The 25,846-nt window shown below is 66.2% G+C and carries 19 protein-coding genes and 1 tRNA gene; 2 read left to right on the top strand and 18 right to left on the bottom strand.

The features are described from left to right. Window positions 1-17 precede the first annotated feature (17 nt). From AC5RWX_RS13005 to AC5RWX_RS12985, 5 genes are all read right to left on the bottom strand, one after another. Entirely contained in the window at window positions 18-2,192 is a 2,175-nt protein-coding gene (locus tag AC5RWX_RS13005) for an elongation factor G-like protein EF-G2 (protein WP_493939632.1), read from the bottom strand. A gap of 187 nt (window positions 2,193-2,379) precedes the next feature. Next, window positions 2,380-4,359 (bottom strand): acetate--CoA ligase, encoded by a 1,980-nt coding sequence (acs, locus tag AC5RWX_RS13000; protein ID WP_493939631.1) that lies wholly within the window; start codon window positions 4,357-4,359, stop codon window positions 2,380-2,382. 6 nt (window positions 4,360-4,365) lie between these two features. Further along, window positions 4,366-5,040 (bottom strand): acetate uptake transporter, encoded by a 675-nt coding sequence (locus tag AC5RWX_RS12995; protein WP_493939630.1) that lies wholly within the window; start codon window positions 5,038-5,040, stop codon window positions 4,366-4,368. 196 nt (window positions 5,041-5,236) lie between these two features. Next, the gene (locus AC5RWX_RS12990) at window positions 5,237-5,698 is read right to left on the bottom strand and encodes a DUF8821 family protein (protein ID WP_493939629.1); all 462 of its coding nucleotides are present in this window, start codon (window positions 5,696-5,698) and stop codon (window positions 5,237-5,239) included. An 803-nt stretch (window positions 5,699-6,501) separates the two neighbouring features. Continuing rightward, window positions 6,502-6,582, bottom strand: a tRNA-Leu gene (locus AC5RWX_RS12985). A 139-nt stretch (window positions 6,583-6,721) separates the two neighbouring features. On the opposite strand from AC5RWX_RS12985, the gene AC5RWX_RS12980 reads away from it, so the two are divergent. After that, on the top strand, window positions 6,722-7,315 hold the full coding sequence (locus AC5RWX_RS12980; RefSeq protein ID WP_493939628.1) for an ANTAR domain-containing response regulator: 594 nt from the start codon (window positions 6,722-6,724) through the stop codon (window positions 7,313-7,315). Between the two features lie 355 nt (window positions 7,316-7,670). Here the strand turns inward: AC5RWX_RS12980 and pyk are convergent, their stop codons facing one another. The 11 genes from pyk to hisI form a co-directional block, all read right to left on the bottom strand. After that, window positions 7,671-9,155, bottom strand: a complete 1,485-nt coding sequence (gene pyk / locus AC5RWX_RS12975; protein ID WP_493939627.1) for a pyruvate kinase — start codon at window positions 9,153-9,155, stop codon at window positions 7,671-7,673. A gap of 46 nt (window positions 9,156-9,201) precedes the next feature. Beyond that, entirely contained in the window at window positions 9,202-10,662 is a 1,461-nt protein-coding gene (locus AC5RWX_RS12970) for a glutamate synthase subunit beta (protein WP_493939626.1), read from the bottom strand. Then, complete coding sequence (gene gltB, locus AC5RWX_RS12965) at window positions 10,655-15,286, bottom strand: glutamate synthase large subunit (RefSeq protein ID WP_493939625.1); 4,632 nt, start codon at window positions 15,284-15,286, stop codon at window positions 10,655-10,657. The genes AC5RWX_RS12970 and gltB overlap by 8 nt, the downstream gene beginning before the upstream one ends. A gap of 509 nt (window positions 15,287-15,795) precedes the next feature. Then, window positions 15,796-17,103 (bottom strand): prolipoprotein diacylglyceryl transferase, encoded by a 1,308-nt coding sequence (lgt, locus tag AC5RWX_RS12960; protein WP_493939624.1) that lies wholly within the window; start codon window positions 17,101-17,103, stop codon window positions 15,796-15,798. Between the two features lie 76 nt (window positions 17,104-17,179). Next, window positions 17,180-17,983, bottom strand: coding sequence for a tryptophan synthase subunit alpha (trpA, locus tag AC5RWX_RS12955; RefSeq protein WP_493939623.1), 804 nt, complete (start codon window positions 17,981-17,983; stop codon window positions 17,180-17,182). Further along, entirely contained in the window at window positions 17,980-19,308 is a 1,329-nt protein-coding gene (gene trpB / locus AC5RWX_RS12950) for a tryptophan synthase subunit beta (protein WP_493939622.1), read from the bottom strand. Before trpB ends, trpA begins: the two co-directional genes overlap by 4 nt. A gap of 92 nt (window positions 19,309-19,400) precedes the next feature. Next, window positions 19,401-20,219, bottom strand: coding sequence for an indole-3-glycerol phosphate synthase TrpC (gene trpC, locus AC5RWX_RS12945; RefSeq protein ID WP_493939621.1), 819 nt, complete (start codon window positions 20,217-20,219; stop codon window positions 19,401-19,403). 2 nt (window positions 20,220-20,221) lie between these two features. Continuing rightward, window positions 20,222-20,503, bottom strand: a complete 282-nt coding sequence (locus AC5RWX_RS12940) for an HGxxPAAW family protein (RefSeq protein ID WP_493939620.1) — start codon at window positions 20,501-20,503, stop codon at window positions 20,222-20,224. A 118-nt stretch (window positions 20,504-20,621) separates the two neighbouring features. After that, the gene (locus AC5RWX_RS12935; protein ID WP_493939619.1) at window positions 20,622-21,266 is read right to left on the bottom strand and encodes a Trp biosynthesis-associated membrane protein; all 645 of its coding nucleotides are present in this window, start codon (window positions 21,264-21,266) and stop codon (window positions 20,622-20,624) included. Then, entirely contained in the window at window positions 21,263-22,834 is a 1,572-nt protein-coding gene (locus AC5RWX_RS12930; protein ID WP_493939618.1) for an anthranilate synthase component I, read from the bottom strand. The genes AC5RWX_RS12935 and AC5RWX_RS12930 overlap by 4 nt, the downstream gene beginning before the upstream one ends. 65 nt (window positions 22,835-22,899) lie before the next feature. Beyond that, window positions 22,900-23,337 (bottom strand): phosphoribosyl-AMP cyclohydrolase, encoded by a 438-nt coding sequence (gene hisI / locus AC5RWX_RS12925; RefSeq protein WP_493939617.1) that lies wholly within the window; start codon window positions 23,335-23,337, stop codon window positions 22,900-22,902. A gap of 110 nt (window positions 23,338-23,447) precedes the next feature. Between hisI and AC5RWX_RS12920 the strand changes: the two genes are divergently transcribed. After that, window positions 23,448-24,092, top strand: a complete 645-nt coding sequence (locus tag AC5RWX_RS12920; RefSeq protein WP_493939687.1) for a TIGR03085 family metal-binding protein — start codon at window positions 23,448-23,450, stop codon at window positions 24,090-24,092. 45 nt (window positions 24,093-24,137) lie between these two features. On the opposite strand, the gene hisF is transcribed toward AC5RWX_RS12920, so the two are convergent. Together hisF and hisG are read right to left on the bottom strand one after the other, a co-directional pair. After that, the gene (gene hisF, locus AC5RWX_RS12915; protein ID WP_493939616.1) at window positions 24,138-24,908 is read right to left on the bottom strand and encodes an imidazole glycerol phosphate synthase subunit HisF; all 771 of its coding nucleotides are present in this window, start codon (window positions 24,906-24,908) and stop codon (window positions 24,138-24,140) included. Window positions 24,909-24,925: 17 nt separating this feature from the next. Then, entirely contained in the window at window positions 24,926-25,771 is an 846-nt protein-coding gene (hisG, locus tag AC5RWX_RS12910; RefSeq protein ID WP_493939615.1) for an ATP phosphoribosyltransferase, read from the bottom strand. Between the last annotated feature and the right edge of the window lie 75 nt (window positions 25,772-25,846).

Below are 25,846 nucleotides of genomic sequence, written 5' to 3'. Positions count from 1 at the left end.
ACGGCTGCGGCAGCATCCTAGCGTTGCGCCTTCTCGCCCACCACGCTTGAGGGCACCGGATCGTGCCTCAGGTAGGTGCGCCGGAAACGTCCGGTGCCGCCGGTCAACGCCCGGAGCTCGATGGCGTAGCGGAGCAATTCCTGTTCGGGAACCTCGGCGCTGATTTCGGTGCCCTCCCCGTCGGCTGCGTCCGAGCCGGTGAGCCGGGCCCGTCGGGCGGACAGGTCGCTCATGACCGGCCCCACGTAGTCGTCAGGCACGGTGATGGTCACCGCGGAGACCGGCTCGAGCAGCTGGATCCGCGCCGCCGCAGCGGCTTCGCGCAAGGCGAGAGCGCCGGCTGATTGGAAGGCAGCGTCGGACGAATCGACGCTGTGGGTTTTGCCGCCCACCAGCGTCACCCGGATGTCGACGACGGGGAAACCGGCGGCGACACCCTTTTCCATCTGCGACCGGACACCTTTCTCGACGGCGGCAATGTACGGGCCGGGGATCACTCCCCCGACAATCTTGTCCACGAACTCGAACCCTGCACCCTGCTGGAGCGGTTCGACCTCGATGTCGCAGATGGCGAACTGGCCGTGACCGCCGGATTGCTTGACGTAGCGTCCGTGCCCGGGGGCAGCTGCCGCGAAGGTTTCCCGCAGTGGGGTGACCACGTCAACTGTCTGGACATTCACGCCCTGCCCGCGCAGCCGGTCCAGCACCACCTCGGCGTGGGATTCGCCCATGCACCACAGGATGAGCTGGTGCGTCTCCGGATTGCGTTCCACCCTGAGCGTCGGATCACCCGCAGCCACCTTGGCCAGGCTTTTGGCCAACGCGGCCTCATCGTTGCGTGACGTAGGCTCCACTGCCACCGGCAACAGGGGTTCAGGCATCTCCCACGGTTGGATGAGCATCGGGTGCTCGCGCCCGGATACGGTGTCTCCCGTCTCGGCGGTGCCGATCTTCGTCAGCGCGCAGATGTCGCCGGCGATGCAATGGGACACCGACCGCAACGTCGAGGCGACCGGGGCGTGCAGGTGGGTGACCCGTTCATCACTATCATGGTCCGCATGGCCTCGGTCGGCGAGCCCATGCCCGGAGACGTGAATCGCCGAATCATCCCGCAAGGTTCCTGAGAATACCCGCACCAGGGATACCCGGCCCAGGAAGGGATCTGTGCTTGTGCGGACGATTTCGCCGGCGAGCGGGCCGTCGGGATCACAGCGCAGCGGCAGGCTGGGTGCACCGTAAAGGCCCGTCACCTGAGGCGCCGGACGTTCCAGCGGGGATGGAAAGGCCCGCTGGAGCATCTCCAACAACTCTGCAATGCCGAGCCCCGTTTCCGAGGAGGTGGCTAGCACCGGGTAGAACGAACCGCGTGCGACGGCGGTCTCCAGGTCGGACAGGAGAACGTCAAGTCCAATGTCTTCGCCGCCGAGATAGCGGTCCATCAGCGACTCATCCTCGCTCTCCGCGATGATGCCCTCGATCAGCGCGCTGCGGGCTCCCTCGGCGGCCGCCAGTTCACCGGTCTCCGCGGGGCGGAAGGCGGGTTGACGTTCCCCGGCTGGGTACTCTGACACGGTGCCGGAGAGCAGTCCGTGTAATCCGGTCACGTCCGCCCCGCTCCGCACCGGGAGGTACAGCGGTTGCACCGACTCGCCGAATGCACGGCGGCAGTTGGCCAGCGCGGCTTCGAAGTTGGCCCGCGGGTGGTCCAGCCGGCTGATGGTCACCGCCCTCGGCATGCCCACATTGGTGCATTCCTCCCAGAGCGCGGTGGTCGCCGCGTCGATGCCTTCGACGGCGGACACCACGAACAGGGCCGCATCGGCGGCGCGGAGACCGGCACGCAGTTCGCCCGTGAAGTCGGAGAAGCCCGGCGTGTCGAGGAGGTTGATCTTGACGTCGTCGTACATGAACGGGAGAACGGACAGCACCACGGAACGCTGCTGGCGGATTTCCGAAGGGTCCGAATCGCTGACGGTGGTTCCCTCCAGGATGGAGCCCATGCGGTTGGTGGCGCCCGTCGCCAGGAGCATGGCCTCTGCGAGCATCGTCTTGCCGGCGCCGGAGTGCCCTACCAGCACCACGTTGCGGATTTGCTCGGGCCGGGAAACCGTTGCCGCAGCAGAAGCCTCCGCCCGCCGCTGATCAGCGCTCCGTCCCAATCCCTTGGCCCCGTTGGCGGATTTCCCCGACATGAGCGCCTCCTGGCGTCGTAGGCAGCCTCGTCCCTGCACACTCTTGTGCTGTTAACAGATTCGACACCAAGAAGGGGTACAGCGGCAAGGGTTGGACCGCATCGCTGTGCAAACAGGTAGCTTCGGGCGCCAACTCCAGAGCTTCGGCGACCGCCTGCCAGTGCATCCCGCACTAGTGCATCCCGGGCTAGTGCTTCCCGTCCGCACCGCCCGGCATGCCGGCTTTGATCAACTCCATGACGGAGGAGTCCGCCAAGGTGGTGACATCCCCGATCGGCCTGTCCTGCGCCACATCTTTGAGGAGCCGGCGCATGATCTTGCCGGAACGGGTCTTCGGCAGCTCGGCTACCACCATGACCTGCCGGGGCCGGGCAATCTTGCCGATTTCCTTGGCCACATGGTCCCGCAGCTCCTGCACAACCTCAGGTCCGCCGTCGCCCGCCTCGCTGCGCAGGATGACGAAGGCAACAATGGCCTGCCCGGTGGTCTCGTCCAAAGCGCCGACGACGGCGGCTTCGGCGACCTTAGGATGGGCGACCAGCGCCGATTCGATTTCGGTGGTCGAAAGCCGGTGTCCTGCCACGTTCATCACGTCGTCGACGCGGCCGAGAAGCCAGATATCGCCGTCCTCGTCCTTCTTTGCACCGTCACCGGCGAAGTACAGCCCCGGGAACCGCGTCCAGTAGGTCTCCACGTACCGGTCGTTGTCGCCCCAGATAGTGCGCAACATGGAGGGCCACGGTTCCTTGAGGACCAGATAGCCGCCGGAGCCGTTGCCAACCGGTGCGCCCGCGTCATTGACCACGTCGGCCACCACCCCGGGCAGCGGCGTCATGGCGGCGCCGGGTTTACCTGCTGTTACCCCCGGGAGCGGGCTGATCATGATGGCCCCGGTCTCGGTCTGCCACCACGTGTCCACAACCGGCGTCTGGTTGTGCCCGATGTTTTCCCGGTACCAGATATAGGCAGCCGGGTTGATCGGTTCGCCCACGGTGCCGATCACCCGCAGGCTGTCGAGGCTGTACTTGGCCGGTATGTCGGCGCCCCACTTCATGAACGTACGGATGGCGGTCGGAGCGCAGTAAAGAATCGAAACCTTGTACTTGTCGATGATTTCCCACCAGCGGCCCTGGTGCGGGGTGTCCGGCGTGCCCTCGTAGAGCACCGACGTTGCACCGTTAGCCAGCGGTCCATACACGATGTAGCTGTGGCCGGTAACCCAGCCAATGTCCGCGGCTGTCCAGAAGATGTCGGACTCGGCCTTGAGGTCGAACACCGCCCAGTGCGTGTAGGCGCACGCCGTGAGGTAGCCGCCGGTGGTGTGCAGGATGCCCTTGGGCTTGCCGGTGGTGCCCGAGGTGTACATCACGTACAGCGGATGCTCGGCGTCGAACGCCTTAGCGCGGTGCTCGGCGGAAGCCAGCTCCACCGATTCGTGCCACCACATGTCGCGGCCCGGTGTCCAGTCGACCTCCTGGCCGGTTCGCCGGACCACCAGGACGTTGCGCACGTCCGGGCAGTCCAGCAACGCCTCGTCGACGGCGGACTTCAACCCGTTGGCCTTGCCGCGGCGGTAGGCGCCGTCGGAGGTGATGACAATCCGCGCATCGCAGTCGTGGATCCGCGTCCGGAGCGCGTCCGCGGAGAACCCGCCGAACACCACGGTGTGCGGTGCACCAATGCGCGCGCAGGCCAACATCGCCACGACGGTCTCCGGGATCATGGGCATGTAGATGGCCACCCGGTCCCCGGACTCGACACCCAAATCGGTCAGCGTGTTCGCTGCCTGGCACACCATGCCGGTGAGTTCGGCATACGTGATCGTGCGGCTGTCCCCCGCTTCGCCTTCAAAATAATAGGCAACCTTGTCCCCGTGGCCTGCTGCTACATGCCGGTCCAGGCAGTTGTAGGCGGCGTTGAGTTTGCCGCCGACGAACCATTTGGCGAACGGCGGATTTGTCCAGTCCAAAACTTGGTTCCAGGTCTGGGCCCAGTCGAGCCGTCCCGCCTGCCGCGCCCAAAAGCCCAACCTGTCGTCGTCGGCTTCGTCATAATCCGACGACGTGGCGTTGGCTTGGGCGGAAAAGCCGGCTTCTGGAGGAAAGCGCCGCTGTTCGTGCAAGAGGTTTGCGAGGGTCTCTTCCGATTCTGTTGGGTCTGCGGCCATGGCCTCTCACCGTCGTCCCACCGGAAGCACAGCCCGCTTAAAGGTGGAGTTCGCGACCACCGCGCAGGAGCAGTACCAGGCGATGAGCGCGGTCACGATGCCCAGCCAACCGCCCAACGCCGTTAGCCCGTCTGCCCCGGAGAAAGCACCCAGGCACAGCGCGATGAAGGTCAGGGTCAGGAAGACGAAGACGGCAAAGACGCCCATGCTGACCCGCCACGCGGAGATGGTCATGTAGGCGGTAAAGATTGCCCAGCCCAGAAGGTACAGGCCGACGGCCTTGCCGGCCTCTGCCGGCGGAAGGCTGCCAGCGCTGAACTGGCTTAGGAACCAGAAGGACATCCAGAAGGCTCCGAACGAGCAAAAGGCTGTTGCGCCGAAAACGTTGCGGTTGGCGAATTCCCAGATTCCCGCGGCAAACTGCGCTAGACCGCCGTAGAACAATGCCAGTCCCAGAACCACCGGTTCGTCCGCTCTGGGGATCATGCCGGCATTGATAACGCTCAAGACAAACGTGGTCATTGCGAAAGCGCCCAGACCCAATGCTGCCGGGTCTGCAAAAAGTGGGCCTGCGTTCGCTTGAGGTGACGCAACATTGCCTTGCGCTGGTAGGGGATTTTCAGCCCTGCGACCACTTCCAGTCGGGACGGTTCCCGCCGCGGAGCTTGATTCGATACTCATGGTTCGACTCCTTGGTCAGCACTACCCTGGTGCTTATATCAGGCTACACCCAAACATGCAAGCTCAATATTGAGCGGGCTGTGGTTCACCTCACAGGGGATAGTGATGAAAGTCACAATCTAAGGCTGATTGCCGCTTCGTGGGATGTCTGCGCCCCGCCGTCGTCGTCATCATCGCGAACGCTAACGTCAGCGGATCAGTATTCGCCCTTGATCACAAAGTAGGAGCCGCGGACGACGCCTGCCAGCTTGGATTTCTGCCGGGCGAACTTGAAACCTGCCAGTTCCTCTGGAATCTCCATGCCTTCCGCCAGCTTGAATCCGACGGCGCGCTTGCCGCCCTCGTCGATGCTGTACATGACGTTGATCGACAGCCCCGACTCGTAGAACACGTAATCCATCCGCAAACCGTCGACTTCGAAGGCTGTTGCTTCAAGGGCGCGGGAAGCGATGGCGATGTCGCGCTCCTCCTTCAGGATGCGGCTGACCCGGTCAATCACCTCCGGGGCTTCGTCTGCAGGGCTGACGGTGAAAACGTGGTCGTACTTGTTGCGGTAGTAGCGGGCCTCGTTGGCACGTAATCCTGCCAGCGACTCGGCGACCGGAGACGATTCCAGGCCGACAGGTGAAACGTCCTTGAAGTCGACAGTGTACGGCACGGCTCCCCCTGAGAGATGTGGCGGACCAACGAACGTCCGGCGGTTGATCCACAGTACTCCAAGGGCCGGGTGCCTGGATGCCTTCGGCTAGCCGAAACGCAACCAGCGGCAGTTGCTCCGCATTTGCCCCGATGATTTCGAACCGGCCCATGGCGTCCAACTCCTCCCCAGGACCCGGGCGTTGGCCTGCATGTTCCGCATGATGTAGGTGTAGCCGGCGCGACCGTACCGCACGAGAGCAGCAATGTACGGCCGGGAACGAATCGCGACAGCTGGATCGAAACCGGGCGGCGACGCGGCCGGACTGCTCATTCCCGGGATCCCCGCACATCTGTGCCGATGAGGGCCACCCCGAAAGACAGGCGCGGACTCAGCCCTCGTGCGCCCGAACGACAGGGCCGGCCTACCGTGGCGCCAAGGACCGAGGAGACGGGTTCGGTGCGCCCCATCTGACAGTTGAGCATCACTGCTCCTTCCGCTGGCCGCCCCCTGGACGGCACGGGCCGTTGGTGACGTGTTACGCGGGATAGAGGCTGTTCAGTCGCATGTTGGCCAAGCTAGCGCTTCCAGCGGGGGCTGCCTTCACCCGATGCGGGTGAAAAGAGGACCAAAAGATCGTCGACACCGTTCGCAGCCGTCCAACGGGGTGGACCCTGCTGCCATGAAAGAAGCTGCTGAGGCCCGGGCTGTCGACCAGGCAGGTAGGAGGCAGCCGGCCGCAGCAAGGCCCGTCAACAAGAAGCGCCTCTGAGTGTCCACAGAACAGAAGATCTGTGGACGCTCAGAGGCGCTAAGAAAATGCGTGCCCGAGGTGGGATTCGAACCCACACGGGTCTCCCCGCCGCATTTTGAGTGCGGTGCGTCTGCCGTTCCGCCACTCGGGCCGGCACCGGTTGCAAAGCCGACTTCCGAACTGTGAAAACCGTCATGCTGCTTGGTGCGCGAATCTACTCTACATGCCGATAGGCTGTTTCACGGAACCGACGCCATGGTGAATGGCAACGAAACAGTCTAGGAGCACCAGTGCCTGAACAAACCGAGTCTGCCCCCGCTCGCCGCGTCGTCGTTGCAGAAGACGAGACACTGATCCGCTTGGATATCGTCGAGATCCTCCGAGGCGAGGGATACGACGTCGTTGCCGAAGCCGACAATGGCGAAAGGGCAGTCGAACTGGCGCAGGAACTGAAGCCGGACTTGGTCCTGATGGACGTGAAGATGCCGGTGATGGACGGGATCACGGCCGCAGAGCAGATCGTCAAGGCGCGTATTGCTCCGGTGGTGTTGCTGACCGCGTTCAGCCAGAAGGAACTGGTGGAGCGGGCCCGCGACGCCGGCGCCATGGCGTACGTGGTCAAGCCCTTCACACCGGCGGACCTGATTCCGGCCCTTGAGATCGCGCTGTCCCGCCACGACGAAATCATGGCGCTGGAATCCGAGGTGTCCGACCTGCAGGAGCAGTTTGAAACGCGGAAGCTGGTCGAGCGTGCCAAGAGCCTGCTGATCACCAAGATGGGCCTGACCGAGCCCGAGGCGTTCCGGTGGATCCAGAAAACGTCGATGGATCGCCGGCTGAGCATGCGCGAAGTCGCCGAGACGATCATCAACCAGGTGAACTAGCCGGGTCTCCACGCGGCCGGGTCTCCGTGGGGCTGGGTCTCCGTGGGGCTGGGTCTCCACGCGGCCGCAAGCGGCCTTGGTCGACCAACGGGCGGTGGGTCTCCGTGGGGCCGGGTCTCCGTGGGGCCGCGAGCGGCCTTAGTCGACCACCGGAGAGCCGGGTCTCCATGCGGCCGGGTCTCCACGCGGCCGCGAGCGGCCTTGGTCGACCACCGAGGGGGGCGGGTCTCCATGCGGCCGGGTCTCCACGCGGCCGCAAGCGGCCTTGGTCGACCACCGAGGCCTTAGTCGACCACCGCGGTCATAAAAAGGACGGGCTCCGGATTTTTCCGGAGCCCGTCCTTTTCTTTTGCTGTTAGGTCAATGGCCAGGGGCCGACTTTTTCGGGGCGCGGGTGCGAATGCCCGTTGAGCACTTCGCCGGCGTCGGCCAAGTCACCCACCCGGTGGACCTTGAGCGAGTTGGTGGAACCGGCCTTGCCCGGAGGCGAACCGGCGGCGATGACTACCAGGTCATCGATCTCCACCAGGCCGCGCTCATACAGGATGCGGTCCACCTGGGCGGTCATTTGATCGGTGTGCTCCACGAACTCGACGACGAGCGGCTGGATTCCCCACGTCAGCGAGAGCACGTTCAGGGTGGACTGCAGCGGCGTGAAGGCGTAGACCGGCCGGCCCGGACGCAGCCGGCTCAGCCGTCGGGCCGAGTCGCCGGACTGGGTGAAGGTACAGATGTACTTGGCATCGAGCTGATCGGCAATCTGCACGGCCGCCCGGGTGATGGCGCCGCCGCGGGTCTTGGGCTGGCTGCCCAGCGGCGGAACGCGGTCCAGACCATGCTGCTCGGTAGACTCGATGATCCGTGCCATGGTCCGGACCGTCTCCAGCGGGTACTTGCCCACGCTGGTTTCGCCGGAGAGCATGACGGCGTCGGCCCCGTCGAGGACGGCGTTGGCGCAGTCGGACGCTTCCGCCCGCGTGGGCCGGGGGTTGTCGATCATCGATTCGAGCACCTGGGTCGCAACAATCACCGGTTTGGCCCAGCGGCGGGCAAGTTCAATTGCGCGCTTCTGCACCAGCGGCACGTCTTCAAGCGGCAGCTCCACGCCCAGGTCACCGCGGGCCACCATGATGGCATCGAACGCGTCGATGATCTCCTCGATCGCATCCACTGCCTGCGGCTTCTCGATCTTGGCGATCACCGGAACCCGGCGGCCCTCTTCGTCCATGATCTCGTGGACCCGCTGGACGTCGGCGGCGTTGCGCACAAAGGACAACGCCACCATATCCACGCCGGTTTTGAGGGCCCAGCGCAGATCGTCCTCGTCCTTCTCGCTCAAGGCCGGGACGTTGACGGCCACGCCGGGCAGGTTGATGCCCTTGTTGTTGGACACCGCACCCGCCACCGTCACCTCGGTGACCACTTTCACGTCGTCCACTTCCAGTGCCTTGAGCGCCACCTTGCCGTCGTCGATCAGCAAGGAGTCCCCCACCTTGACGTCGCCGGGCAAGCCCTTGTGCGTCGTCGAGCAGATTTCTGCGGTTCCTTCCACGTCCTCGGTGGTGATGGTGAACCGGTCCCCCACCGCCAAGTGGTGGGGGCCGTCAACAAACCTGCCCAACCGGATCTTGGGACCCTGCAGGTCGGCGAAAATCCCCACCGGCCTGCCCAGCTCGGCGGACGCCCTGCGGACGTTGTCGTAGGTCTGCTGGTGCACGCCGTAGTCGCCGTGGCTCATGTTCATTCGGGCCACGTCCACCCCGGCCTTGAGGACGGCCAGGGTGCTCTCATAGCTGGCGATGGCAGGGCCGAAGGTTGCAACGATTTTTGCGCGTCTCATATCCCTACCCTAATCAGAATGCGACGGGCGTGCAGGCCATGCCGTGCTAAGGCAGCACGGCGATCGGCCGGTCTTCCGGAGCAACCGGGGCATGCAGCCGCGTAGTCCCGGTTAGCCACTCGTCGACGGCAGCGGCACAGGCCCGGCCTTCGGCGATGGCCCACACAATCAGGGACTGTCCGCGGCCAGCATCGCCAGCCACAAAAATGCCCTCTGCGGTAGTCATGTACCTGCCGTCCCGGCCCACATTTCCGCGCTGGTCGAAGGCGGCGTCGACCTGTTCGCCCAGCCCGGCCCGCTCCGGCCCGGTGAATCCCAGCGACAAGAGCACCAGGTCTGCCGGGATTTCGCGCTCGGTGCCGGGCTTGGGCACACGCCCGCCGTTCACGTACTCGGTTTCGGCGACCTTCAGTGCGGTGACGACGCCGTTTTCGCCGACGTATTCAACGGTGGAAGCAAGGTAGGTCCGGTCGCCGCCCTCCTCGTGCGCGCTCTCTACCAGAAACAGCGTGGGGAAGGTCGGCCACGGCTGATGCGCAGCACGCTCGGCCGGCGGCTGCTTGCCAATGGCCAGCGTGGTGACCGAGGCGGCCTGCTGCCGGTGCGCTGTACCCAGGCAGTCGGCGCCGGTGTCACCGCCACCGAGGATCACCACATGCTTTCCCCGGGCGTCGATTTGATCGGAAACGGACTCGCCGGCCACCACGCGGTTGGCCTGCACCAGATAGTCCATGGCGAAGTGCACGCCGGACAGTTCGCGCCCCGGCAGCGGCAGGTCCCGCGGCACGGTGGCGCCGGTAGCGATCACCACCGCGTCGTAGCGGCGGCGCAGCTGATCCCAGCTGATGTCCTTGCCCGCTTCGATCCCGGTACGGAAGCGCGTGCCCTCGGCGCGCATCTGGTCCAGCCGGCGGTCCAGATATTGCTTTTCCATCTTGAAGTCCGGGATGCCGTATCGCAGCAAGCCGCCAATCTTGTCGTCGCGTTCATAGACCGCCACGGTGTGGCCGGCCCGCGTCAATTGCTGCGCCGCAGCGAGCCCTGCAGGACCGGACCCGATGACGGCGATCGTATGGCCGGTCAACCGCTCCGGCGCATGCGGCGTCACCCAGCCTTGCTCGAAGGCTTCCTCGATCACGGAGACTTCCACCTGTTTGATCGTCACTGCGGGCTGGTTGATGCCCAGCACGCAGGACGCCTCGCAGGGTGCCGGGCACAGCCGGCCGGTAAACTCCGGGAAGTTGTTGGTGGCGTGCAGCCGTTCAATCGCTTCCTGGCCCATGTCCCGCCAGGTCAGATCGTTCCACTCCGGGATCAGGTTACCCAGCGGGCAGCCCTGATGGCAGAACGGAATGCCACAGTCCATGCAGCGGCCGGCCTGGCTGCGGAGCACGCCCTTCTCCTGCGCCTCATAAACTTCCTTCCAGTCCATGATGCGCACCGGGACGGGACGGCGCGGCTGGGTCTCCCGTTGACGTACTTTCAAAAATCCGCGTGGATCAGCCACCGGTTACCTCCAGGATTCGGGTCCAGACAACATCGCCGTCGGGGTCCAGCCCTTCGGTTTCGGCGTTCGCCCGGGCTTGCAGTACCGCCGCGTAATCGCGTGGCAGCACCTTGGTGATGCGGGTCAGGGTGTCTTCGAGGTTCTCCAGCAGCTGGGCAGCCAGCTGGGAACCGGTCTCCTCTGCATGCTTCTTCAGCAGCGCGGCGATGGACTGTTCGTCCACGGCGTCCGGCCGCAGCAGTTGCAGTTCCCCGCTGTCCACGCCCTGCGTGTTCAGCCGTGCGGGGTCCAAATCCAGCACGTAGGCCACGCCGCCGGACATGCCGGCGCCGAAGTTGCGGCCGGTCCTGCCCAGGACCAGGGCCAGTCCGCCGGTCATGTACTCGCAGCCGTGGTCGCCGATTCCCTCGACGACGGCGGTGGCACCCGAGTTGCGCACGAGGAACCGCTCTCCCACCTGGCCACGCAGGAACATTTCCCCACTGGTGGCGCCGTAACCGATGACGTTGCCGGCAATCACGTTGCGCTCCGACTCGAAGACATTGGCCCGGTCCGGCCGCACGATGATCCGTCCGCCGGAAAGCCCCTTGCCCACATAGTCGTTCGAGTCGCCGAGCAGCCGCAAGGTAATACCGGCCGGCAGAAAGGCTCCCAGCGACTGTCCGGCCTGGCCGGTCAGCGTGACGTCAATGGTGTCGTCCGCGAGGGTCTGGACGCCGAAGCGCTTCGTCACTTCATGGCCCAGCATGGTGCCCACCGACCGGTCGGTGTTGATGACTTCCAGGCTGATCCGGACCGGCTCGCGCCGGGCCAGCGCGTCGGCGCTCATCGCGATCAGCTGGTTGTCGAAGTGCTTGTCCAGCTCATGGTTCTGCGTCGTCAGGTTGCGCAGCGGCACATCGGCGTCGGCCCCGTAGCCGCGAAGGATCGGCGCCAGGTCCAGGCCGTCAGCCTTCCAGTGGTCCACCGCTTCGCGGGTATCCAGCAGCTCGGCGTGGCCGATGGCTTCTTCCAGGCTCCGGAAGCCCAGTTCCGCCAAGAGTTCGCGCACTTCCTCCGCGATGAACTCGAAGAAGTTCACCACAAATTCGGGCTTGCCGGTGAATCGCCGGCGCAGTTCGGGGTTCTGCGTGGCAACGCCCACGGGGCAGGTATCCAAATGGCAAACGCGCATCATGATGCAGCCGGAAACCACCAGCGGTGCGGTGGCGAAGCCAAACTCCTCGCCGCCGAGCAGGGCTGCGATCACCACGTCCCGGCCGGTCTTTAGCTGGCCGTCCACCTGCACCACCACGCGGTCCCGGAGCCCGTTGAGCATCAGTGTCTGCTGCGTCTCGGCCAGACCCACTTCCCATGGGGCGCCGGCATGCTTGAGCGAGTTCAGCGGGCTGGCGCCTGTTCCGCCGTCGTGCCCTGATACAAGGACGACGTCGGCCTTCGCCTTGGTCACGCCGGCAGCCACGGTGCCGATCCCGACTTCCGACACCAGCTTTACGTGCACGCGTGCCGAAGGGTTCGAGCGCTTCAGGTCGTAAATCAGCTGCGCCAGGTCCTCAATCGAATAGATATCATGGTGCGGCGGCGGGGAGATGAGGCCCACACCGGGCGTCGAGTGCCGGGTCCGGGCCACCCACGGGTAGACCTTCTGGCTCATCAGCTGGCCGCCCTCGCCGGGCTTGGCGCCCTGGGCCATCTTGATCTGGAGGTCCGTGGCGTTCGTCAGATACAGGCTGGTAACGCCGAACCGGCCAGAGGCCACCTGCTTGATCGCGGACCGGCGCTCCGGGTCGAGCAGCCGATCCACATCTTCGCCGCCTTCACCGGTGTTCGACTTTGCGCCGAGCCGGTTCATGGCGATGGCCAGCGTCTCGTGCGCCTCTTGGGAGATGGAGCCGTAGCTCATCGCCCCGGTGGAGAAGCGTTTGACGATGCTGGAAACCGGCTCGACCTCCTCCAGCGGAACCGCCGGCCGGTCGCCGGACTTGAACTTCAGCAGGCCGCGCAGCGTCATCAGTTCCTTGGACTGATCGTCCACGCCGCGGGTGTAGGCCTTGAAGACGTCATAGCGGCGTTCCCGGGTGGAATGCTGGAGCCGGAACACAGTCTCCGGGTTGAACAGGTGCGGCGGGCCTTCCCGGCGCCACTGGTACTCGCCGCCGGTCTCCAAGGTCCGGTGCGGGTCCTCGATCCCGTCGGACGGGTATGCCTGGGCATGGCGCGCCGCGGCTTCGGCGGCGATGACGTCCAGCCCGACGCCGCCCAGCAGGGACTGCGTTCCGGCGAAGTACTGGTCCACCAGCGACTGGGACAGCCCGATCGCTTCGAACGTCTGGGCGCCGCAGTAGGACGAGACGGTCGAGATGCCCATCTTGGACATGATCTTCAGCACGCCCTTGCCCAGGCCCTTGATCAGGTTCTGCACCGCCTGGGCTTCGGTCACGCCCTGCAGGTGGCCGTTGCGCACCAGTTCCTCGCAGCTTTCCATCGCCAGATACGGGTTCACCGCCGAGGCGCCGAAGCCGATGAGCACGGCAACATGGTGGACTTCGCGGACGTCGCCGGCCTCCACCAGCAACGAGATCTTGGTCCGGTTGGCGCTCTTGAGCAGGTGGTGGTGCACCGCGCTGGTCAGCAGCAACGTCGGGATCGGCGCCCACTGCGCGTTCGAGTCCCGGTCCGAGAGCACAATGAATTTCACGCCCCGGTTGACGGCACCGGAAACCTTTTCGCAGATTTCCTGCAGCCTCGCCGCCAGCTCGGAAGCGCCGCCGTCGGGCCGGTAGAGGCCGCGCACCTTCAGCGTGACGCGGTTGCCCTCGTCGTCTTCCATCGCCGCGATCTTGGCCAGTTCATCGTTATTGACCACCGGGAACTTCAAGGCCACCTGGCTGGTGCGCACCTGCCCGGTCGCCAGCAGGTTGCCGTCCGGGCCGATCGACGAACGCAGCGACGTCACCAGTTCCTCACGGATTGAATCCAGCGGAGGGTTGGTCACCTGGGCGAAAGACTGCACGAAGTAGTCGAACAGCAGCCGGGGCCGTTTGGACAGCACCGCGATAGGCGTGTCGGTGCCCATCGCGCCGAGCGGTTCGGCGCCGGTGCGGGCCATCGGTCCCAGCAGGATGCGTAGCTCTTCGTGCGTGTAGCCGAACGTCTGCTGGCGTCGGTTGACCGACGCGGTGGTGTGCACCACGTGCTCGCGCTCCGGCAGGTCCTCCAGCTGGATCATGTTCTCCTTGAGCCATTCACCCCACGGGTTGGCCCGGGCGACCTCGGCCTTGACTTCCTGGTCTTCGACCAGCCGTCGTGCCTCGGTATCCACCAGGAACATCTTGCCCGGCGAGACCCGGCCCTTCTGGACCACCGTGGCCGGATCGATGTTGACCACGCCGACCTCGGAGGCCAGTACGACCAGCCCGTCGTCGGTAACCCAGTAGCGGGCCGGGCGCAGGCCGTTGCGGTCCAGCACCGCTCCGACGAGCTTGCCGTCCGTGAAGGACACGGCGGCGGGGCCGTCCCATGGCTCCATCAGCATGGAGTGGTACTGGTAGAAAGCGCGGCGTTCGGGATCCATCGTGGCGTGGTTTTCCCATGCCTCGGGGATCATCATCATGATGGCGTGCGTGATGGGCCGGCCGGAGAGCATCAGCAGTTCAGCGACTTCATCGAATGAGGCGGAGTCGGAGGCGCCGGGGGTGCAGATCGGGAAGAGTTCTTCGGGCGTGTCGCCGAGCAGCGGGCTCTTGAGCTGCGACTGGCGGGCACGCATCCAGTTGCGGTTGCCCTTGACCGTGTTGATTTCGCCGTTGTGCGCGATGGTGCGGAACGGCTGGGCCAGCGGCCAGGAGGGGAAGGTGTTGGTGGAGAAGCGTGAGTGGACAATGCCGAGCTTGGTCTTGAACCGGGGGTCGGAGAGGTCCGGGTAGAAGGGCTCCAGCTGCGCGGTGGTCAGCATGCCCTTGTAGACGATGGTCTTCGAGGACAGCGACGGGAAGTACACGCCGTACTTGTTCTGGGCGCGCTTGCGGACGCGGAAAACGCGGGCGTCCAGATCGTTTTCGCTTGCCTTGCCGGCCTCGAGGGCCAGGAACACCTGGACAAAGTGGGGCATGCAGGACCTGGCCATGGCACCGACCAGCTCGGCGGCTACCGGCACTTCGCGCCAGCCGAGTACGGTGAGGCCTTCGGAGGCGGCCAGGGATTCCACGCCGTCCCGTGCTACCGCGGCTTCGGCTCCGTCGCTGGGCAGGAAGGCGGTTCCGGCCGCGTAGTGGCCCGGGGCGGGCAGTTCGAAGCCCACCACTGCCCGGAAGAATTCATCGGGGATTTGGGTGAGCAGCCCGGCGCCGTCACCGGTTCCTTCGTCGGCGCCGACCGCGCCGCGGTGTTCCAGATTGCGCAGCGCCGTCAGCGCCGCGTCGACTATGTCGTGCCCGGGTTCGCCCCTGAGGGTGGCGATCACGGCGAGGCCGCAGGCATCTTTTTCGTTAGCGGGATCGTACAGCCCGGTCTGCTCCGGGTAGGCGGCGAAACGACTGAACGGCGACTGCACTGTGGTGTGCTGGTGCCCGTGTCCGCCGCCGAGGCTGCGCGGGGTACTCGACCCCTTGAATGGAGGAGTCATCTGAACTTCCTTCTCCTAGATGTTCGTGAGAAGGGGACGGCACTGGCCCCGCCCGGTCCGGCTTGAGGACAAGCCCGCCCGTGATGCACTGGGAATGGAAGTGGCATGCTCACCCTGGACAGCGCATTCGATGTTCAGGGTTCGGATAGGGCCGCAAGGGTAGACGGTGCGGTCGATCAGCCACGACCGCCGGGAACCGCACTAGTGGTGCGCCTGAGCCGGCGGATCATCCACGTCAGTGTGGTCGGCACGCTGCATTTCTGCCCCAGTCGGTAGTCCGGGATGGTGCGTACCTGTTGGTTTCGGTCTGCCGCTGAGGGCTGCCCGATCCACAGAACCTGTCGGTTCTGCAGTAGAGCGACGATAGCACGGCAGGCACCCGGCGACCAGATTTTTCTGGATATTTAACGAGCGTTTTCCAGATTGTTAACAGCGGCCTCTGGGCCGCGGGGACAGCACGAAGCCGCCGGGACAAACGCGTGCGTTCATCCCGGCGGCTTCGCGGGTTATTAGTCCTTGGTCCGTTTGCTCTCGGCGCCGTCGGCCGCCAGCGGATCGCCAGTCTCGCTGCCCTTGGCGTCGGCGTCCGGCTCAATCTTTGCCACCGGCGCTTTCGCGCTCGTCTCCCCCGTTGCCGGAGAAGGCTCAGCAGCCTTCGCGGAAGGCTCTGCTGTTGCCGGGGAAACCTCGGCGGCCTTCGCGGAAGGCTCTGCGGTTGCCGGGGAAACCTCGGCGGCCTTCGCGGAAGGCTCTGCGGTTGCCGGGGAAACCTCGGCGGCCTTCGCGGAAGGCTCTGCGGTTGCCGGGGACGTCTCAACTGCCACCGGGGAAGATCCGGGCTTGCTGCGGGAGGCGGCGGCAAGGCCGTCGTCCGCCGTAGCCTGCTGGCGCACCACGTCGGTTTCCGCGGCCGTTTCCGCGCTGTCCAGGCCGGCGGTCGGTGCCCGGCCCGGCAGGTACAGCGAATCCGTCTCCGCGGTGCGCGGTTGCCGCGCGAGCACAATGAAGATCACCACGGCAACGACCAGCAGCAGCAGCGATGTCCATACATTCAGGCGCTGGGTCAGGCCGAGGATGGTGATCATCTCGGCGTCGTCGATGCGCAGCATCTCGATCCAGACCCGGCCGAGTGTGTAGAACGCGACGTACAACCAGAACAGCATGCCGCGGCGGAACTTGAAGCGCCGGTCCAGCAGCAGTAGCAGTGCCACGCCGGCCAGGTTCCACAGCGACTCGTAGAGGAAGGTGGGGTGGAACAACGTCCCCGGGGCCGCATCGGCGGGGAAGTTGGGGCTGTCCGCGTCGATCTGCAGGCCCCAGGGCAGCGTGGTGGGCGCGCCGAACAGTTCCTGGTTGAACCAGTTGCCCCAACGCCCGATGGCCTGGGCCAGCAACACTCCGGGAGCGGCCGCATCCATGAAGGCGGGCAGCTTGATGCCGGCCCTGCGGCAGGCGATCCAGGCGCCCAGCAGGCCGAAGGCCACCGCACCCCAAATGCCTAGACCGCCGCGCCAGATCTGCGGGATGAGGGACAAGTCCCCGTTCGGCCCAAAGTAGGCATCGGGCGAGGAGACGACGTGGTAGATGCGGCCGCCGATAATGCCGAACGGAATGGCCCAGATGGCCGCGTCCCAGATGAATTCGTCGGGTCCGCCGCGGGCCTTCCAGCGGCGGCTGGTGAGCCAGAGCGCGGCGACAATGCCCAGCAGGATGCACAGCGCGTACGCGTGGATCGTGAGCGGGCCGATGCTGAAGCCGGACCAGCCCGGGCTGGGGATGGAAGCCGGAACGGCCGTTGCCATAGTCGTGCTGTACACCAGATTCGTCCTCTAGGCCGAAGTTTGCAGGTCGGGGCGCGGCCGCAAGCGAACCGCTGACCCACCGGTCATTCTGTCAGGCCCGGGCTGTGCCTTCGCTCAGCCGCGCCGCCAGTGCGCCCAGTGCTTCCACACCGGAGTGGCCGAGTTCGGCGACCAGTGCAGTGCCCACGATGGCGCCTTCGGCATAGGTGCCGATCTCCCGCACATGCTCCGCGTGGGAGACGCCCAGGCCCACGCAGACCCGTTCAGCGCCGGCCTCGTGGGCTGCCTGGACCACTCGCTCGGCGGCGTCCGACACGTTCTCCCTGGCGCCGGTGACGCCCATGATGGATACCGCATAGACAAAGCCACGGCTGGCCTTGACCGTCATGGCCATCCGTTCCGGCGAGGACGAAGGAGCGACCAGGAACACCCGGTCCAGTCCGTACTTGTCCGAGGCCTCGAACCATTCAGCGGCCTCGTCCGGAATCAGGTCCGGCGTGATGAGCCCGGCGCCGCCGGCCTCAGCCAGCCGGCGGGAGAATTCGTCAACGCCCATCCGCATCACCGGGTTCCAGTAGGTCATGACCAGCACCGCGGCGTCGCAGCGGGCGGTGATGCCGGCGACGATATCGAAGACCTGGCTGACCCGGAATCCGTCCTTCAGCGCCTGGACCGTGGCGGCTTGGATCACCGAACCGTCCATCACCGGGTCGGAGTAGGGGATGCCGATCTCAATGACGTCGGTCCCGTTCTCCGCCAGCGCGACGGCGGCATCAATGGTGGTCTGGACGTCCGGGTACCCGGCGGGCAGGTAGCCGACCAGTGCGGTCCGGCCCGCAGCCAGGGCGCGGTCGATGGCGGCCGCCGACTTGCTGGCGGTAGCGGTATTGTTCACAGCTGCTCTCCTTCGGAGCCGATTCCTGCCTCTGGTGATTCCTCCGGGAGCAGGCCGAACCACTCGGCGGCGGTGGCAACGTCCTTGTCGCCACGGCCCGACAGGTTCACCACGATGATGACGTCCTGCGCATTGTCTTTGCCCTCGGTCAGGCGCTTGCCCACCCGCAAGGCACCGGCCAGGGCGTGTGACGATTCGATGGCGGGGATGATCCCTTCGGTCCGGCAGAGCAGCCGGAAGGCATCCATGGCTTCGCTGTCGGTGACCGGTTCGTAGCTGGCCCTGCCGATGTCGGCCAGATAGGAGTGCTCGGGTCCGACCCCGGGGTAGTCGAGACCGGCGGAGATCGAATGCGACTCGATGGTCTGGCCGTCCTCGTCCTGCATCAGGTAGGAGCGTGCGCCGTGCAGCACACCGGGGCGGCCCAGCGTGATGGTTGCGGCATGGCGGCCTGTGTCCACGCCCTCGCCGCCGGCTTCGAATCCGTACAGCGCCACCTTGCGGTCGTCCAGGAAGCCATGGAAGATGCCGATGGCGTTGGATCCGCCGCCGACGCAGGCACAGACGGCGTCCGGCAGGCGTCCGGTCTGGTCCAGTATCTGGGCGCGGGCTTCTTCGCCGATGACCTCGTGGAAGTAGCGCACCAGCGCCGGGAACGGGTGCGCCCCGGCCGCGGTGCCCAGCAGGTAGTGGGTGTTCTGCACGTTGGCGACCCAGTCGCGCAGGGCTTCGTTGATCGCGTCCTTGAGGGTCTGCGAGCCGGCGGTGACAGGCACGACAGTAGCTCCGAGCAGTTCCATCCGGGCGACGTTCAGGGCCTGCCGGCGGGTGTCCTCGGCTCCCATGTAGACCACGCATTCCATGCCGAGCAGGGCGGCCGCGGTGGCACTGGCCACGCCGTGCTGGCCGGCACCGGTCTCCGCGATGATACGGGTCTTGCCCATGCGCTGGGCCAGCAGGGCCTGGCCCAGCACGTTGTTGATCTTGTGCGAGCCGGTGTGGTTCAGGTCCTCGCGCTTGAGGAAGATCCGGGCACCGCCGGCATGCTGCGAGAAGCGCTTGGCTTCGGTCAGCAGCGAAGGCCGCCCGGAGTAGTTCTTGTTCAGCTCGGCGACCTGGGCGATGAACTCGGGGTCCGCTTTGGCCTTTTCGAACGTGTCTTCCAGCTCGTCCAGCGCCGCGATCAGGGATTCGGGCATCCATCGCCCGCCGAAGGCACCGAAGTAGGGACCGGGGGCATGGCGAAGGCTGCTTCCGGCCAGGAAAGCGTCGGCTGCTTCCTGCGGGGTTCCGGACTCGGCCGGGGTGTCGGGGCTCTGCGTCATGGCGGTCCTGTCTAGTGCTGGGGGCAGGCCGCGGAGCCACGGAGGCCCGCTGCCTGCCCCTGAAGGATTCTTACGTCGTACGGGCCGTTGCCTCAGCGGCGGGTGGCAACGGCTTCGGAGCCGGCCGCGCCGAATTCGGCAACGGCCGCTTCCGGATCACCCATCGTGACCAGTGCTTCGCCCACCAGGACGGCGTTGGCGCCCTGGCCTGCGTAATCGCGAACGTCGGCGACGGAGCGGACGCCCGATTCCGCCACGACCACGGCACCGGCCGGAATCCTGCCCGCGAGCTCCGAGAACACCGAACGGTCCACGTCCAGGGTCTTGAGGTTGCGGACGTTCACTCCGATGATGCGTGCACCGACGGCCACGGCCCGGTCGATTTCCTCGGCGGTGTGCGTCTCTACCAAGGCGTTCATGCCCAGTTCGTGCGCGAGGTCCAGCAAGGCCTTCAGCTCGGCGTCGTCCAGGGCAGCGACGATCAGCAGCACCAGGTCCGCACCGTGGGCGCGGGCCTCGAAGACCTGGTATTCGTCAACGGTGAAGTCCTTGCGCAGCAGCGGCAGGTCCACCGCGGCGCGCACGGCGTCGAAGTCGGCCAGCGAACCGTTGAACCTGCGTTCCTCGGTCAAGACGCTGATCACGGCGGCGCCGCCGCGTTCGTAGGCAACGCCGAGTTCGGCGGGATCGGCGATCGAGGCGAGCTCGCCCTTGGACGGGCTCTTGCGCTTGATCTCGGCGATCACCTTCAGCGCCGCACGCGGGGAATCGTTGCCGCCCAAGGCAGCGTAGGCGTCACGCGGTGCGGGCGCTTCCGCGGCCAGCCGCTTGATCTCCGCGAGCGGTACCTGGGCCCGTCGGGATTCGAGGTCTTCGCGGACCCCAACGATGATGTCGTCGAGAACGGTCACGCTTAGTGTCCGCTCCCTTGGATCTTGCTGCCGTCCACGCCGTAGCCGGCCTTCTTCATGATCCAGCCAACGATCAGGCCAATAAAGATCACGACCACGCCGGCCCAGAAAATCAGGTTCGATGCCATGGCGAAACCGATGCCGGACACGATGGAGCCCGCGATCATGATGAACACGCAGGTCCAGGCAGCGGGGCTGTTGCCGTGGCCGATGACTTCGTCGTGGATGCTGCCTGCCGGATCCGTCTTCATTGCGGTTTCGGTGGCGGTGGCGTGGTTGGCCATGATGTTTCTCCCTCTAAACGGTTCTGCTACTTCATTCTGCCATTGTTTAGCGGCGTGGCGGGCCAGTATGACACGCTGGCGGGCGGCCCGGACTCCCGTCCGGATCCGGTGCCGGGGTTCAGTCGGTCGGATCCTCGCCGCGGCTGAGCTGGTCCCAGGAGTCGATCTCGTCGACGCTGCCGGCCCGGTCGGAGGGCATGCCGTCGGCCTGTCGCTCGGCGGCCGGCACGTACTTCTTCGACGCCGCCCAGGATCGGCCGGCCAGTACCAGCCAGATGGCCGTCGCCACCAGCAGGATCCCGGCCGCGGCCGCCAGGTAAGGAAAGGCAGTGACGACGACGGCGGCCTCTCCCCCGATCTGGCCGGTCGCCTCGCCGATGGCGGCCGAGGCAGCGGCTGCGGGATTGGCGATCACGGCCAAACTTGCTGCGGCAATGCCGATCCCGGCCGCTGCCAGCAGCACGGCGATCACGATGCGCGCAATCCGGCCGGCGATGGATGCCGCCAGGGCCGCGGCCAGCGCCACCAGGGCCAGCGCCGTTACTGCAGTGGCGGCATCGCTGCCGGCCACGCTGACGTCCGGTGTCTGGACCTGGGTTCCCGGGAGGTGGGCGGTGAGCCAGGTCTGGGTGGTCGTCCCGAAGGCGGCCAGGGCGACCGCCGCCGCGGCGAGCACCACGATGCCCTTGCGCTGCCACCGCGCCACACCCGTCCTTTGTTCCGGCTGCTGGCCCTTGGCCGGTGTTGCCTTGTCCTCCGTCATTGCTGCCCCTTCACCGGCACGTGTGCCGGGTTGGCGGGGTGCAGCCGCGCGGCCAACGTCACCGCCCGCAGCGGAGCGGCAGCTTTGTTCACCGTCTCGAGCGCCTCGGCCTCCGGCTGGGAGTCGGCCACGATCCCGCCGCCGGACTGCACGTAGGCGGTCCCGCCGCGCAGCAGCGCGGACCGGATGGCGATGGCCATGTCCATGTCCCCGGCAAAGTCCAGGTAGCCCACTACGCCGCCGTAGATGCCGCGGCGGTGCGGTTCCAGTTCGTCCAACAGCCGCAGTGCCCGCGGTTTGGGGGCGCCGGAGAGCGTCCCGGCCGGGAAGGTCGCGGCCAGCACGTCATAGGCGGTCTTGTCCGGGGACAGCCGGCCCACCACGGTGGAGACCAGGTGCATGATGTGGCTGAACTTTTCCACCTCCATGAACTGCGTGACGTCGACGCTGCCGGGTTTGCACACCTTGGAGATATCGTTGCGGGCCAGGTCCACCAGCATCAGGTGCTCGGCACGTTCCTTCTGGTCCGCCAGAAGCTCCTCTGCCAGTTCCTTGTCATGCTCCACGCTGTGCCCGCGCGGCCGTGATCCGGCAATCGGATGCGTGATGACTTCATCGCCGGTCACGGTAACCAGCGCTTCCGGGGAGGATCCCACGATCGAGTAGCCCACGCCGTCGGCGTCTTCCAGGCTGAACAGGTACATGTAGGGGCTGGGATTCAGGTTCCGCAGCACCCGGTAAACATCCAGCGCCGGCGCCGAGCATTCGGCCTCGAACCGGCGCGAGATCACCACCTGGAACACCTCGCCGTCGACGATGGCCTCCTTGCCGCGGTCCACGGCTGCCAGGTACTTGTCGCGGGCCCAGCGGTGGGTCACGCTGTTCATCAGGTCATCGGTCGCCAGCGCTGCGTTCTCCAGCACGGACACCTGCTGCGCCAGCGGTTCGGCCAGTTGGGCCAGCATGTGTTTGGCCCGCTTCACCGCATCCAGCCAGGCCTCGTCGACGCGCTCGTCGCGGTTGTCGAAGTTGATCGCGTTGGCAATCAGCGTGACCGTGCCCTCGGCGTTGTCGTGCACCGCCAGGTCGGTGACCAGGTTCATGGCCAGTTCGGGCAGGTTCAGATCGTCCTCCGGCGGGGAGGTGAGCTTCTCCCAGTGCCGCACGGCTTCCCAGCCGACAAAACCGACCAGCCCGGAGGTCAGCGGCGGCAGCGATTCAAAGCGCTCGGTCCGCAGCGCCTCCACGGTCGCGCGCAGCGCCTCCACCGGGTTGCCATCGCGCGGGACGCCCACCGGCGGCTCGCCCAGCCAGTGCGCCTGCCCGTCCTTGGTGGTCAGCGTCGCCCGCGAATGGGCGCCGATAAAGGAATAGCGCGACCAGACGCCTCCCACGGCAGCGGACTCCAGCAGGAAGGTGCCCGGCCTCGCGTCAGCGAGTTTGCGGTAGATCGAGATCGGGGTCTGGTCATCGGCGAGCACCTTGATGGACACCGGGATCACCCGTCGGTCCTTCGCCAAGGTGCGGAATTCTTCCAGGCTGGGGCTGATGACTCCGAGGTCCTGCATGCGTTATCCGTCTTTCGCTTCAGTCGCTATCAAGCTGGGATTATGGGAAGGGGCCGGCAGCTTCTTCAGCTGTCCAGCACTGGTGCGTCGTCCGACGCCGGACGGCGGCCGGCAACAGCGCCGAGGTCCCGGCCGTCAAAGCAGGTCCGGGTGCCCGTGTGGCAGGCTGCCCCCACCTGGTCCACCTGGACCAACAGGGCATCGCCGTCGCAGTCCAGGGCCACTGACTTGACGAACTGCACGTGCCCGGACGTGTCGCCCTTGCGCCAGTATTCCTGCCGTGAGCGTGAATAGAAGGTCACCCGGCCGCTGGTCAACGTGCGGTGCAGCGCCTCATCGTCCATCCAGCCGAGCATCAGCACCTCGCCGGAATCGAACTGTTGGACCACGGCGGCCACCAGGCCGGCGGAGTCGCGCTTGAGCCGCTGGGCGACGGCAGGATCAAGGGCGGCCGGGCCGGCGGCGGGAGGCAGAGTTTTCGGGGAATCAGGCTGGGAGGACATCCCTACAAGTCTAGTGCCAAGTCCCGGTGGCCCCCTGCCCGCGCCAGGGCTGCTGGAAGGGACATGATTCGCGGCCCGAAAGCAGCGGCTTCGTGCTAGGTTCAGAAGTGATGCATTACGTTAATCCGTCCCGTGAAGTCCTGGCCGAGACCTTGCTGGCTGCCGGGCCGGATTCGCCCACCCTGTGCGAGGGATGGAAGACCGCGGAGCTCGCCGCGCACCTGTATATCCGTGAACACCGCGTGGGTGCCGCACTCGGGCTGGCCTTTAAACCGCTCGCCAAAGTTTCCGACCATGCCACGCGGAAGACGGCTGACAAGGCCCGGGCGACGTCCAGCTACGCCAAACTGGTGGAAGCCTTCCGCGCCGGGCCGCCGGCCATATCGCCGCTCAAGGTCCCGGCCGTGGACAACGTGGCCAACCTGGTGGAATTCTTCGTCCATACCGAAGACGTGCGCCGCGCCACCGACCGTTGGGCGCCGCGCGCGCTCGACGAGGACTATTCAACCGCCCTGTGGGAGGACCTGGTCAAGCGCGCCGCGCTGTTGTACCGGGGCGTGGACCTGGGCATCGTGCTGGTGCGTCCGGACGGCCCGCGGCACGTGGCCAAGCGCGCGCCGGTTTCGGTGGCCATCGTTGGGGAACCCAGCGAACTGCTGATGCATGCCCACGGCCGCACCAAGCACGCTCTGGTTACCTTTGAGGGCCAGCCCGATGCACTTGCCCTGCTGGAGAGCGCCGAAATCGGCCTCTGACACCGTACGCCCACCTGCCCTGGCCCAGCCGGGCACCGGAGCGGATCAACGGACCGGATAGCCCGCTTCCCGGATAGCCTGCTTGACCTGCGCAATCGCGTCGTCGGGACCAAAATGGAACACCGAAGCGGCCAGCACGGCGTCGGCTCCGGCGGCGACGGCCGGCGGGAAGTGTTCCGGCTTCCCGGCGCCGCCCGAGGCGATCAGCGGAACTTTCACGGCGGCCCGGACGGCGCGGATCATTTCCAGATCGAAACCGTCCTTGGTGCCGTCCGCGTCGATCGAGTTGAGCAGCAGCTCCCCTACGCCGCGGTCCGCCGCCTCCGTCGCCCATTGCACCGCGTCGATGCCGGTGCCTTTGCGGCCGCCGTGCGTGGTGACTTCGAATCCGGAGGCCACCGAGGGGTTCTCAGTCCGGCGGGCATCCAGCGAGAGCACCAGTACCTGGGAACCAAAATGGCGGGTGATTTCGTCGATCACGTCGGGCCGGGCCACCGCAGCGGTATTGATCGCGGCCTTGTCGGCTCCGAACCGCAGCAGCTTATCGACGTCGGCCACTTCCCGCACGCCGCCGCCAACGGTCAGCGGGATGAAGACTTCCTCGGCGGTGCGGGCCACGACGTCGAAGGTCGTTTCGCGGTTGCCGGACGAAGCGGTGACGTCCAGGAACGTCAGCTCGTCGGCGCCGGCACGGTCGTACCGGTGTGCCAGTTCCACCGGATCACCGGCGTCGCGCAGGCCTTCGAAATTGACCCCTTTGACCACACGTCCGGCGTCGACGTCGAGGCAGGGGATGACGCGGATGGCAACAGTCATGGCTTACTCCGGAGCAATCAGATGCGGCAGGCGTGGATGGTGCTGACCAGAATGGCCCGGGCACCGAGATCGTAGAGCTCGTCCATGATCCGGTTGGTCTGGGTCCGCCGGACCATTGAACGCACCGCCACCCAGTCGGTGTCGCGGAGCGGAGAGACCGTCGGTGATTCCAGGCCGGGGGTCAACGTCGCGGCGGCGTCCACCAGATCCTTGCGGATGTCGTAGTCCATCATCACGTATTCGCGGGCCACAATCACGCCGCGGAGCCGGCGCATCAGCACAGCCAGTCCTGGCGGAGGGGTCTCGCCGGCGCGGCCGATCAGCACGGCCTCGGATTTCAGGATGGGGTCGCCGAAAATCTCCATGCCGGCGGCGCGCAGGGTGTTGCCGGTTTCCACCACATCGGCGATGGCATCGGCCACACCCAAACGAACGGAGGACTCAACCGCGCCGTCCAACCGGACCACGGAGGCCTCGATGCCGCGCTCGGACAGGTAGCTGCGCAGCAGCCCGTCGTAGCTGGTGGCCAGGCGCTTGCCGTGCAATTGCTCGGCGCGGGAAAACTCCCCCACCGGGCCGGCGAACCGGAACGTGGATGCGCCGAACCCGAGGTTCATCAGCTCCACCGCCTCCACCTGCGCATCCAGGAACAGGTCGCGGCCGGTGATGCCGACGTCCAGGGTGCCGGAGCCTACATAGACGGCAATGTCGCGGGGGCGCAGGAAGAAGAACTCAATATCGTTGTCCGGGTCGGTCATGACCAGTTCGCGGCTGTCGCGGCGCTGGCGGTAACCGGCTTCCCCCAGCATGGCGGAGGCGGCCTCGGACAGGGATCCCTTGTTGGGAACAGCTACACGGAGCATCTGGAAGTCTTTCTGGAATCGGCTCGGCCGCAGTGCGGCCTGCAAGGATGGATTCGGCCTGGGTCCGGGCGGGGC

This window comes from Arthrobacter sp. SPT-J7, from assembly GCF_059089965.1.
This window is presented reverse-complemented; position numbering and strand designations above follow the sequence as displayed.

What these genes read in the sequence shown, in the direction of transcription:
- hisI (WP_493939617.1), bottom strand. Translation starts at nt 23,337, where the DNA reads ATGTCCTCCCAGCCTGATTCCCCGAAAACTCTGCCTCCCGCCGCCGGC.
- hisG (WP_493939615.1), bottom strand. Translation starts at nt 25,771, where the DNA reads ATGCTCCGTGTAGCTGTTCCCAACAAGGGATCCCTGTCCGAGGCCGCC.
- AC5RWX_RS12930 (WP_493939618.1), bottom strand. Translation starts at nt 22,834, where the DNA reads ATGCAGGACCTCGGAGTCATCAGCCCCAGCCTGGAAGAATTCCGCACC.
- AC5RWX_RS12995 (WP_493939630.1), bottom strand. Translation starts at nt 5,040, where the DNA reads ATGAGTATCGAATCAAGCTCCGCGGCGGGAACCGTCCCGACTGGAAGT.
- AC5RWX_RS12940 (WP_493939620.1), bottom strand. Translation starts at nt 20,503, where the DNA reads ATGGCCAACCACGCCACCGCCACCGAAACCGCAATGAAGACGGATCCG.
- AC5RWX_RS12935 (WP_493939619.1), bottom strand. Translation starts at nt 21,266, where the DNA reads ATGACGGAGGACAAGGCAACACCGGCCAAGGGCCAGCAGCCGGAACAA.
- AC5RWX_RS12920 (WP_493939687.1), top strand. Translation starts at nt 23,448, where the DNA reads ATGCATTACGTTAATCCGTCCCGTGAAGTCCTGGCCGAGACCTTGCTG.
- pyk (WP_493939627.1), bottom strand. Translation starts at nt 9,155, where the DNA reads ATGAGACGCGCAAAAATCGTTGCAACCTTCGGCCCTGCCATCGCCAGC.
- gltB (WP_493939625.1), bottom strand. Translation starts at nt 15,286, where the DNA reads ATGACTCCTCCATTCAAGGGGTCGAGTACCCCGCGCAGCCTCGGCGGC.
- AC5RWX_RS13005 (WP_493939632.1), bottom strand. Translation starts at nt 2,192, where the DNA reads ATGTCGGGGAAATCCGCCAACGGGGCCAAGGGATTGGGACGGAGCGCT.
- acs (WP_493939631.1), bottom strand. Translation starts at nt 4,359, where the DNA reads ATGGCCGCAGACCCAACAGAATCGGAAGAGACCCTCGCAAACCTCTTG.
- trpB (WP_493939622.1), bottom strand. Translation starts at nt 19,308, where the DNA reads ATGACGCAGAGCCCCGACACCCCGGCCGAGTCCGGAACCCCGCAGGAA.
- hisF (WP_493939616.1), bottom strand. Translation starts at nt 24,908, where the DNA reads ATGACTGTTGCCATCCGCGTCATCCCCTGCCTCGACGTCGACGCCGGA.